At 57.2% G+C, this 10,859-nt stretch carries 10 protein-coding genes; 8 read left to right on the top strand and 2 right to left on the bottom strand.

Annotated features, from left to right (window positions below; translation table 11 throughout):
- Nucleotides 1-614: 614 nt before the first annotated feature.
- The 4 genes from WH50_RS08585 (at nucleotide 615) to WH50_RS08570 (ending at nucleotide 4,995) form a co-directional block, all read left to right on the top strand.
- A complete protein-coding gene (locus tag WH50_RS08585; RefSeq protein ID WP_104155478.1) occupies nucleotides 615-1,877 on the top strand; it encodes an ABC transporter substrate-binding protein in 1,263 nt (420 codons plus the stop codon).
- A 95-nt stretch (nucleotides 1,878-1,972) separates the two neighbouring features.
- Nucleotides 1,973-2,923, top strand: coding sequence for a carbohydrate ABC transporter permease (locus WH50_RS08580; protein ID WP_110186939.1), 951 nt, complete (start codon nucleotides 1,973-1,975; stop codon nucleotides 2,921-2,923).
- Entirely contained in the window at nucleotides 2,916-3,791 is an 876-nt protein-coding gene (locus WH50_RS08575) for a carbohydrate ABC transporter permease (RefSeq protein ID WP_104155480.1), read from the top strand. The genes WH50_RS08580 and WH50_RS08575 overlap by 8 nt, the downstream gene beginning before the upstream one ends.
- Nucleotides 3,792-3,876: 85 nt before the next feature.
- Nucleotides 3,877-4,995 carry an ABC transporter ATP-binding protein gene (locus WH50_RS08570; protein ID WP_104155481.1) on the top strand — a complete coding sequence of 373 codons (1,119 nt, stop codon included), beginning with the start codon at nucleotides 3,877-3,879 and terminating at the stop codon, nucleotides 4,993-4,995.
- Nucleotides 4,996-5,115: 120 nt separating this feature from the next.
- Here the strand turns inward: WH50_RS08570 and WH50_RS08565 are convergent, their stop codons facing one another.
- Entirely contained in the window at nucleotides 5,116-6,123 is a 1,008-nt protein-coding gene (locus WH50_RS08565; RefSeq protein ID WP_110186938.1) for a bile acid:sodium symporter family protein, read from the bottom strand.
- Nucleotides 6,124-6,294: 171 nt separating this feature from the next.
- On the opposite strand from WH50_RS08565, the gene WH50_RS08560 reads away from it, so the two are divergent.
- The 3 genes from WH50_RS08560 (at nucleotide 6,295) to WH50_RS08550 (ending at nucleotide 8,739) form a co-directional block, all read left to right on the top strand.
- Entirely contained in the window at nucleotides 6,295-7,074 is a 780-nt protein-coding gene (locus tag WH50_RS08560; RefSeq protein WP_110186937.1) for an AraC family transcriptional regulator, read from the top strand.
- Nucleotides 7,075-7,175: 101 nt separating this feature from the next.
- Entirely contained in the window at nucleotides 7,176-7,541 is a 366-nt protein-coding gene (locus tag WH50_RS08555; protein ID WP_110186936.1) for a glutathione S-transferase N-terminal domain-containing protein, read from the top strand.
- 193 nt (nucleotides 7,542-7,734) lie between these two features.
- Nucleotides 7,735-8,739 carry a hypothetical protein gene (locus WH50_RS08550; RefSeq protein ID WP_110186935.1) on the top strand — a complete coding sequence of 335 codons (1,005 nt, stop codon included), beginning with the start codon at nucleotides 7,735-7,737 and terminating at the stop codon, nucleotides 8,737-8,739.
- Between the two features lie 7 nt (nucleotides 8,740-8,746).
- Here WH50_RS08550 and WH50_RS08545 read toward each other — a convergent pair whose 3' ends face one another.
- Nucleotides 8,747-9,571, bottom strand: a complete 825-nt coding sequence (locus WH50_RS08545) for a substrate-binding periplasmic protein (protein ID WP_110186934.1) — start codon at nucleotides 9,569-9,571, stop codon at nucleotides 8,747-8,749.
- Between the two features lie 313 nt (nucleotides 9,572-9,884).
- Between WH50_RS08545 and WH50_RS08540 the strand changes: the two genes are divergently transcribed.
- Nucleotides 9,885-10,715 carry a CvfB family protein gene (locus WH50_RS08540; protein WP_110186933.1) on the top strand — a complete coding sequence of 277 codons (831 nt, stop codon included), beginning with the start codon at nucleotides 9,885-9,887 and terminating at the stop codon, nucleotides 10,713-10,715.
- The last annotated feature ends 144 nt before the right edge of the window (nucleotides 10,716-10,859 follow it).

Here is a 10,859-nt window from a genome sequence, read left to right as displayed (position 1 = left end):
CCGGGTATTGGGGCAGTTCCGTCTTTAACAGGTTGTTGAAAATCTATCTGCGTTGCCGAATACCGTGTCAAAAACAGGCTCACAGCCAGAGGCTGAACGTGCTTTAGCACGGCCCCGAAGGGGCGAGCAAAGCGAGTCAAATGCTCATTTAGTTCACTAAACTCCGCTTTTTCGCCTGTTTCTTGTGCCCTCGGGGTATTTCCTTGTCTCGGCTGCCTCGATAACGTTTTTCAACAGCCTGTTAAAAGTCGCTCAGGCGCACAGGGATGTACCCTGATGATCACTGAGCTGCCATTCTGACCGCTCTTTTCAGACAGCCGCCATCGCGCGGCTGTTTGCATTTATGTGTATTCAGGGGAGTTATCCGGTCGGGCTGTAAGGGCGCTTTGCCAAGCAATATCAGTGTTTTTCTTAAATATTACAGGCTCGTAATATTTCAACAATGTTATGTAGGGTTATATAACTCGTGTTCTCTCAGTGCCTTGTCTACCTTCTACTGACGCTCTCTCACATCGACTTTGCTGCATGACACCTGAGTGCGTGCAGACAGGGTAGAGCGAAGTAAAAGCAAATCAAAAAATCGTTCCCGACAAGAATAACACAGGGGTAAAACCATGATTCGATTGAAGCCTGTCGCCCTGGCTATGGCTCTGGGTCTGTCTTCTCTGTCTGCCGTCTCCGCTTTCGCTGGTGAAGTAGAAGTACTGCACTGGTGGACTTCCGGTGGCGAAGCCAAATCCGTTGCCGTACTGAAACAGCTGCTGGAAAAAGAAGGCCATACCTGGAAAGACTTTGCCGTAGCAGGGGGTGGCGGTGATAGCGCCATGACCGTACTGAAGTCTCGCGCTGTGTCTGGCAACCCTCCTACTGCCGCCCAGATCAAAGGTCCTGAAATTCAGGAATGGGGCGAGCTGGGATTCCTCGCTGATCTGGATGACGTGGCCAAGGCCAACCATTGGGATGAGCTGCTGCCTAAAGTGGTGGCCGATGGCATGAAGTACGACGGTCACTACGTGGCAGTCCCTGTCAACGTACACCGTGTGAACTGGGTATGGGGTAATCCGGAAGTGCTGAAAGCCGCCGGTGTTGACCACATGCCGACGACCTGGGATGAGTTCTTCGCTGACGGCGACAAGATCAAGGCCGCTGGCTATATCCCTCTGGCCCACGGCGGTCAGGACTGGCAGGACGCAACCATTTTCGAAGCGGTCGCCCTGTCTATCGGTGGTGCTGAGTTCTACCGCAAGGCCTTCGTTGATCTGGATGACGACGCGCTGGGCGGTGACACCATGGTCAAGGTGCTGACTACCTACAAGCGTCTGAAAGACTACATGGACCCCGATGCTCCCGGCCGTGACTGGAACCTGGCTACCGCCATGGTGATCAATGGCAAAGCTGCCTTCCAGATCATGGGTGACTGGGCCAAGGGTGAGTTCGTCAGCGCCGGCAAGGTGGCAGGCAAGGACTTCCTGTGCTCAGCCGTACCCGGTACTGCCGATGCCTATACCTACAACATCGACTCCTTTGCTATGTTCCATGTGAACAGCAATTCTCAGGAAGAAGCGCAGAAAGCGCTGGCCCGTATCATCATGGAGCCGACCTTCCAGGAAGTGTTCAACCTGAACAAGGGTTCGATCCCCGTTCGTCCTGACATCCCCCGTGACAAGTTCGACAGCTGCGCCATCAAGTCGATGGATGACTTCACTGCCGATGCCAAGTCCGGCACCCTGGTACCCTCCATGGCGCACGGTATGTCCACCACTTCCTACGTCAAGGGTGCCATCTACGACGTAGTGACCAACTACTTTAACGACGCCAACATGACTGCCCAGCAGGCAGCCGAGCGTCTGGTTAAAGCGGTCAAAGCAGCGGGCTAAGCCAGCGCACGATCCGTGGTGCATGCTCGCCACGGATCGGATCTCTGCTACCGGGCCAGCTTTTGGCCCGGTTTCCGAAGTAAAAGGTGACTCCTATGTCAAATAACAATGCTGCCCTGAAATCCGGGGCGGACGGTCTCGTGCAGCCTGCAGCAGCCCCCCGCCGCTTCAGCAATCGCCTGCAGGACTGGCTGCCTCAGATCGTGCTGGCGCCGTCTTTCCTGATCAGCCTGGTCTTCGTCTACGGCTTTATCATCTGGACCGCCGTGCTGTCGTTCACCAATTCACGCATGCTGCCGAACTACAGCAACTTTGTCGGCTTCGATCAGTATGTTCGCTTGTTTGAGAATGATCGCTGGGCAGTAGCAGCCACCAACCTGTTGATTTTCGGCAGCCTGTTCATGCTGATCTGCCTGCTCCTCGGCGCTTTCATGGCGGTGCTACTGGATCAGAAAATTCGTCAGGAAGGTGCCATTCGCACTATTTATCTCTATCCCATGGCGCTGTCTTTCATCGTTACCGGTACCGCCTGGAAATGGATTCTCAACCCAGGTCTGGGCCTGGAAAAAATGATGCATGACTGGGGCTTCACCCAATTCACCTTTGACTGGCTGGTCAACCCTGACATGGCCAAGTACACCCTGGTTATCGCCGCTGTCTGGCAGTCGTCCGGTTTTGTCATGGCCATGTTCCTGGCCGGTCTGCGTGGCGTGGATAACTCCATGATCAAGGCCGCCCAGCTGGATGGAGCCTCCATGCCCACCATTTATCGCCGTATCGTGCTGCCGTGCCTGCGTCCGGTACTGTTCAGTGCGGTCATGATCCTGGCACACATTGCCATCAAGAGTTTTGACCTGGTCATGGCCCTGACCGGTGGTGGCCCCGGCTACTCCACCGACCTGCCTGCCACCTTCATGTATGCCCATGCCTTTACCCGCAGCCAGATCGGTCTGGGGTCGGCCTCGGCGATGATGATGCTGGCCGGTGTGCTGGCCATCCTGGTGCCTTATCTGTATTCCGAGCTGAGGAGCAAGCGTAATGACTAATACACGCCCAGTCTCCACCGGTGAGCGTCTGGCCCGTGGCGGTATCTACGCCATCCTGATCGCGGCCGCGCTGGTGTATCTGTTACCGCTGGCGGTGATGCTGCTGACCTCGGTAAAAACGCTGGATGACATCCGTACCGGCAACATTCTCAGCCTGCCGGTGGAAATCGTCTTCGATGCCTGGCACAAGGCCTGGTCCAATGCCTGTACCGGCGTGTCCTGCAACGGCGTCAGTGGTTTCTTCTGGAACTCGTTCCAGATCGTGATTCCGGCCGTGCTGATCTCTACCTTCGTCGGTGCCCTTAACGGTTATGCGCTGACCAAATGGCGCTTCAAGGGCAGCGAGCTGTTTTTCGCCCTGATGCTGTTTGGTTGCTTTATTCCATTCCAGGTGGTGCTGCTGCCGATGGCGCAGACGCTGGGCTACGTCGGTCTGGCCAATACTACAACCGGGCTGGTATTTGTCCATGTGGTGTACGGGATTGCCTTCACCACCCTGTTCTTCCGCAACTTCTATGTGGGCATTCCCAATGAGCTGGTGCTGGCCGCCAAGCTCGACGGTGCCGGCTTCTTCACCATCTTCTGGCGCATCCTGCTGCCGGTGTCGGCGCCCATCATCGTGGTCTGCATCATCTGGCAGTTCACCCAGATCTGGAACGACTTCCTGTTCGGCGTGGTGTTCTCCGGTCAGGACACCAAACCCATCACTGTGGCGCTGAACAACCTGGTCAACACCACCACCGGGGTGAAGGAATATAACGTCGATATGGCGGCGGCAATCATCGCGGCATTGCCTACACTGGTAGTGTACGTTGCTGCAGGTAAATACTTTGTACGAGGGCTGACTGCCGGCGCGGTCAAAGGCTGATGGCTGCGCTCCGGTGGCTGCTGGCGAAGAGGCACAGCAGCACCGGCAAGGTAGCTCACACAAGAACAAATAGGGGTTAAGAGAAATGTCCGCACTCGAAATCAACAAGGTTTTCAAAGATTACGGCAAGGTGCGCGTCCTCAAGGACATCAATATCAGCATCGATTCCGGTGAGTTCCTGATTTTGGTCGGGCCGTCCGGCTGTGGTAAATCCACGCTGATGAACGCCATTGCCGGTCTGGATGACATCACTGCCGGTGAAATCCGTATCGGTGGCGATGACGTCACTCATCGCTCACCCAAGGACCGCGACATCGCCATGGTGTTCCAGTCCTATGCTCTGTATCCGTCCATGAGCGTACGCGAAAACATCGCCTTCGGTCTGGAAATGCGCAAGGTGGCCAAGACTGAGCGCGATCAGGAAGTGGAGCGGGTCGCTAAAATGCTGCAGATCGAGCACCTGCTCGACCGCAAACCTGCCCAGCTGTCCGGTGGTCAGCGTCAGCGTGTGGCCATGGGCCGGGCACTGGCACGCAAACCGAAGATTTATCTGTTCGACGAGCCGCTGTCCAACCTAGATGCCAAGCTGCGCGTGGAAATGCGTACTGAAATCAAGAAGTTGCACCAGCGTCTGGGCACCACCATCGTCTACGTGACCCATGACCAGATCGAAGCCATGACCCTGGCTGACCGTATTGCAGTCATGAAGGATGGCGTGGTGTTGCAGTTGGATTCGCCGCAGAACATCTATGACAACCCGGTCAACATGTTTGTGGCGGGCTTCATGGGCTCACCGGCAATGAACTTTATCAAGGCGCCGCTGGTGAAGCTGGATCAGGGCTATGGCGTCAGCCTGACCAATCAGGCTGGTGATACCTACGCACTGCCCGTACCGCAGGCCAAACAGGGTTCGCTGGATGGCTGGCTGAACAAGGAAGTGATTCTGGGCCTGCGCCCTGAGCAGATCACCCATGTGATGCCGCACCGTCAGTCCGAACCGTTCTGCCATACCCTGCCATGCCGGGTAGAAGTGGCCGAGCCGACCGGTGCCGACACCCTGATCGAGATTTTCTTCAATGGACAGGAAGTGGATGCTCGCATCGAGCCCCGCAGCCAGGCCCCTGTGGGACAGGTAATGGAGCTGATGCTGGATATGAGCAAGGCGGTGTTGTTCAACCCTGAAACACAGGACCGTCTGGCCTGATAAACGTTTTGTGCCGGTGGGATCAGCGTTACTGATCCCTGCTCCCAGGAGCGATTGAGAGAGCCTTCACCGCGCCCTGCCGATATACCGAGGCAGCGCGCGGTTTTTTTATTGCCTCAGTTAGCCTGCTTCGGGCTGTCTGTCTGCCAGTGCAGGGGCTGGTGTTTCCTTCCGTGCACCGTATTTCTGCGCCAGTACCGCACAGGTCATTAGCTGAATCTGATGGAACAGCATGATGGGCAGCAGGATGGCGCCAACACTGCTGGCGGCAAACAACACCTGCGCCATGGGTACGCCACTGGCCAGACTTTTCTTCGAGCCACAGAACACCAGAGTAATTTCATCCTCCTTGCTCAGGCCCAGCAGGCGCGCTACCCGTGAGGTGGCAAACAGGACGAGCGCCAGCAGCACGATGCACACCACCACCAGACCGAGCAGCGCAGACAGTGGCAACGCGTGCCACAAACCTTCGATAACGGCGGCACTGAAAGCAGTGTAGACCACCAGCAGTATGGAACCCTGATCGACAAACTTCAGCCGGCCCTTGTGCTTGTCAACGAAGCTGCCAATCACCGGGCGCAGCAGGTGGCCAGCCACGAAGGGCAGCAACAGCTGTTCGACGATCTGCCAGATGGCGCCCAGCGTCGAGCCGGTACTGCCTTCGGCACCCAGTGTGAGCTTCATCAGCAACGGCGTGACCAGAATCCCCAGCAGGCTGGAGGCGGAAGCGCTGCACACCGCAGCGGGGATATTGCCGCGGGCCATGGACGTAAAGGCGATGGCGGACTGCACGGTGGCAGGCAGGGCGCAGAGATAGAGCACACCCAGATACAGATCATCGGTGACCAGCGGCGACAGCACTGGTTTCAGGATGACGCCAAGCACCGGGAACAGGACGAAGGTACAGGCGAAAATCACCAGATGCAGACGCCAGTGACCGGCACCGGCCAGAATGGCCTGACGTGACAGCTTGGCACCGTGCAGGAAGAACAGCAGAGCGATTGCCAGATGGGTCAGGGTGGTCAGGGCGCTGGCAATGCTGCCGGAGCAGGGCAGCAGGCTGGCGGTCAGAACGGTGGTCAGCAGGGCCAGGGTAAAATTATCGGGTAGAAAGCGGGGACGACTCATGATGACGGTCTCTTGGCTGTGCAGTGGCGCTTCTGTTCACCGCCGCCGGTCTGGCCGATGGACTGGTCTGTTCGTCACTGGCCGGTCACCGGCTGTGATTTCAGCTGACAGAAGCATGGGCGCTACCTTACTCTTGACGCTATTTTCCGACTAACGCCAGAAAGCCAGAAAATGTCGATAAACGGACAACAGCGTCAGGTTCCCGAACTGCAGCAGCTGCCGCGGCCGCTTTACGCCAGAGCCGAGTCACTGTCCAGTGGCGCCTGGACCCCTTTGCATCAGCACCCGTGGATTCAAATCTCCTATGCCATTCAGGGGGTGCTGAATGTGCAGACCGACGCGGGCAGCTATATTGCACCACCGCAGCGGGCGATCTGGATTCCGGCTCATACCGCCCATGCGGTCTTCAATTCCACCCGGGTGGAAATGCGCAGTCTTTATCTCGACCCAGCGGTAGTGCCGGCTGATCGTCAGCACTCGCGGGTACTGGCGGTGACGCCGCTGATCCGTGAGCTGATCCGCAGTTTCACCGCCTTGCCGGTGGAGTATCAGCAGGACGACGCAGAAGGGCGTCTGGTTCAGGTGTTGCTCGATCAGCTGCTGCTGGCGGAAGAGGTCGAGCTGTCCCTGCCGATGCCGACCGACAGTCGTCTGCGGGCACTGTGTGAGGCACTGCAGGCGCAGCCCGATGACCGGCGTAGCCTGAGCCAGTGGGGCGCACAGCTCGGCGCCTCGGAGAAGACTTTGGCACGGTTGTTCCAGCGTGAAACTGGCATGACGTTCCGCATTTGGCGCCAGCGTTTGCGTCTGCTCAGTGCGCTGACCCCGCTGGAGAGCGGTTGCAGTGTGACCGAGGTGGCGTTGAGCTGCGGTTATGAGTCCACATCGGCGTTTATCGCGGCATTTCGCCAGACTTTTGCCTGTACGCCGGGGGAATTTTTCCGCAATTGAGTGGTCGAAAAGCAACCAGTTCTTAGGCTAGACTGGCGGTTTTTTCGCTGCCTCAAAGCATAAAAGGCAGTGGTGGTGAGCTTTGTAGAGGAGAGGTTGTTGTGTTGATAAAAGCCCTGCGTCTTGGTCTGGGTGAGCTGGTCATTCTCGGCGATCTGCTGACACGTCCACGCAAGATGCGTCGTGCTCCTGAGCAGCAGGCGGCAGTGGCAAGCGCAGCTGGTCAGCTGGCCTTGTATCAGTTCCGCGCCTGCCCATTCTGTGTGCGCACCCGCCGTACCATACACAAGCTCAACCTGCCGATTGAGCTGCGTGATGCCAAGAATAACTCCGAGCACCGTCAGGCGCTGGAGCAGGGCGGTGGCCGTATCAAGGTGCCCTGTCTGCGTATTGAAGAAAACGGTGAAACCCGCTGGATGTACGAATCCAAAGACATCATTAGCTACCTCAATCAGCGTTTTGCCTGAAGCACGGCACTGGTCCACGTCTGTTCTGGCATGACCGGTCATTACCGGACATGCCTGCTCCACGGTCTGCTGCCTCTTAAGCAGATAGATGCACAGTCGTTACATTTTTTATTCCAGCTTTGTTCTGGCTTGCCGATAACCCCCTGACAAACCGCTGACACGGGCAGTGGTAACACGTCTACGGGACCCAGGCATGTCGATTTCGTCGTTGTTCAACTCGTTCAACCATCTGCTGTTCAGCCGTGAAAAAACGGCGAGCGCAGCTATGGCTGCACGGCGCAGCGATGACGAGGTGCAAAGTACGGCCGACATGAACACCACCGCCGATCAGGTGACGGTTTCCAGTGAGGCCCAGCAGTTGTGGCAACGGCTGCAGGAGCAACAGCAGGGAACAAGCTGGGCCAGCCAGATCAGTGGCCGGCAAAGTGAACTGCGCAAGGAAGTGGCAAGGGAAAAACTGGCCGACATTCAGCAGCAGATCAAGGTGCTGAAACGCCTGCTGGCGACCCTGACGCCGGAAATGGCCAAGGGGATTTTGCGGCAGCTCAAACAGCTGGCCCAGCAGTTGAAGCAGGTGGCGTCGGTATTAAAGGAAGACAGTGGTAGCAGTAGTGCTGCGGCCACGGGGTCGACCAGCGCGACAACCACTAGTACAACATCCACCGGCAGCACGACCGACGACACTGGTCAGGCCGCGGTAGCCGAAGCTGAGCAGGGGATGCGCCAGGCGACTGTTGCCGCGACAGAGCAGTCGTCATCGACGGCGTCAGCGGATGAGGAGGATGCGGAGGATGCGGAGCTGTCTGATGATGCTGACAGCGAGTCGCAGTGGCCAGCTACCCAGAATGCAACACGGAGCAATGACCGCCAGCGTCAACAGGATGCGCAGTCATTGCAGGAGGCAGCACAGGAGTTGCGCCAGCTGTTGCGGCGGATCCGCCAGTTATTGCGTCAGGATGATCAACGGGCGCAGAAGGACGTGCGCGAAGCAGAAGCACTGCTGCGCAAGACCGGTGAAATGGTCAACAGTATGCAAAAAGACACGGTCGTCAGTCAGTCCGACAACGAAGACTTACCGCGATCGCTGGCCTCTGGCAGTGGTGGCAGTGCCGCCAGCACCTCGGGCAGCAGCGAGTCCGGTCTGGCACTGGGCGCCGTGGCAGGCACTGTTTCTCTGGCCATCACCGTCTCCGGCTAGCAGCCGGTTAATCCTGATAACGTTTGGCCAGCTGTTCCGTGGCCCTGTCTCTGATTTCCCCCAGATGTTGCCATAGCGCTTCTGCCAGCGGTGAATGGCTGGCGTAAAACTGATGGCTGAACATCAGAAAGTAGTCCTTGCTGCTGACCGGCGGGGCAATCTTTTCAATATCGGTAATTTTCGCACCGGCCAGATAGGCATCGACGACGATAGACTGAGCCACATAGGCATCAAGTCGGCCGGAGCGCAGCTTCTGGATATTCTGCGCGGTGCTGCGGGCCTCTTCCACATTCACGCCCTGGCGGCGCAAGTCCGCGACCACAGAATAGCCGGTATTGGCACCCAGCGGCGTGCTGAGGTGACTGAACTGGCTGCCATTCCAGCTGACCTTGTCGTGCATGCGGCGATATAAAACGTAGTGCAGTGTTGCCAGTCGGCGGCTGCGATCAGGTTTGCCATCCCGCAGCGGATAGACACCACTGCGGATGCGGTCACTGTTGTAGGAGTAGATAAAGCCGCCATCCACATGACCTTCTTCCATTTCACTGAGCACCCGTCGGCCGGGCATCCGCAGGAAGTTAACCTTGATGCCGAGATCGGCTGCGGCCTGCTGAATCAGTTCGACCGCGATGCCGGGTGGGTTGGCAGGCTCAATGCCATTGCCAGCCTGATACGGAAAGGATTCGATGTCGGCGTAGGCCAGTGTCAGGGTGAGCGGTACCGCCTGTGCGGTGGGCAGCCGCAGACAACAAAACAGGGTCAGGCAAAATAAGGCGGGTGGAAGCAGACAGAGTGGCCGTTGACAACTACGCTTGAGTAAAGCTGACAGCATGACGGGTCTTCCCAGGCAGTCGATCGGTGTTCCTTACTGAATGAATGCTGGCGCTGCAGGGGTATGACAGCGCAGCGAACGATCATAGGTAGGCCATCTTCCTTTGAACAGCACTCTGGGGATGTACTCTAGCAAAGGGCGCCAATAGCGCACAGAGTGGCGTGATTATGCGTTGACTGCCATCATGCCTGCCAGGCATGACGCTTTTGCTACGTTCTGCCGTGTCTGCTGCCACGCTTTGCATTAGACTTAACTTCTTTATTCAGTGCCTCGCGTCAGCGTTGGCCAGTTTCTCTTACAGGTAAGACGTTTCATGGTTCAGATCGGTCGCTTCAACCGTCTCAAAGTGATCAAACAGCTTGATATTGGCGTGCGTCTGGATGCCGGTGGCTGGGGCGACATTCTGCTGCCCAAGCGCTATGTCCCCGAGCAGTGTCAGGTAGGAGACGAGCTGGAGGTCTTTATTTATCTGGACTCTGAGGATCGTCTTATTGCCACCAACCAGCGGCCCAAGGCGCAGGCGGGCGAGTTTGCCTGGCTGTCGGTGGTCTCGGTCGGCCGCATCGGTGCCTTCCTTGACTGGGGGCTGCCGAAGGATCTGCTGGTACCCTTCGCCGAGCAGAAGGCACCGATGGAAGTGGGCAAGTCCTATCTGGTCAGAGTTTTTGTCGATAGCAGTAACCGTCTGGCGGGCTCCACCAAGATAGATCGTTTTCTTGATGACACCGGTCTCGGGCTCAAGCCCAGGCAGGAAGTGCGGCTGCTGATTGCTGATCGCACCGAGCTGGGCATGAAAGCTATTGTGAATCATCGTTACTGGGGGCTGCTGTACCAGAACGAGGTATTCCGTCCGTTACGCAAAGGCCAGCGGGTCAAAGGCTATATCAAGCGTATTCGTGAGGACGGCAAGCTGGAGCTGTCTCTGGAGAAGCCCGGCTATGCCAAGGTTGAAGGGATAGCCCAGCAGATTCTGGACAAATTGCAAGCCAGCGGTGGCTTCCTGCCGGTGAGTGATAACAGTACACCGGAACAGGTACAGGCCCATTTCGGCATCAGTAAAAAGGCATTCAAGCAGGCCATTGGTGCGCTCTACAAGCAGCAACTGATCGTTATTGAAGAGCAGGGTATCCGCCTGCCAGCCTAGAAAGGCTGAGTCTGCCGGGCAAGCCTTAGCAGGTCGTTGAAAATCTATCTGTGTTGCCGAATACTGCGTCAAAAACAGGCTCAAAATGCTCATTTAGTTCACTAAACTCCGCTTTTTCGCCTGTTTCTTCCTTGTCTCGGTTGC

This window comes from Pokkaliibacter plantistimulans (genome assembly GCF_003194385.1).
Taxonomy (GTDB): domain Bacteria; phylum Pseudomonadota; class Gammaproteobacteria; order Pseudomonadales; family Balneatricaceae; genus Pokkaliibacter; species Pokkaliibacter plantistimulans.
This window is presented reverse-complemented; position numbering and strand designations above follow the sequence as displayed.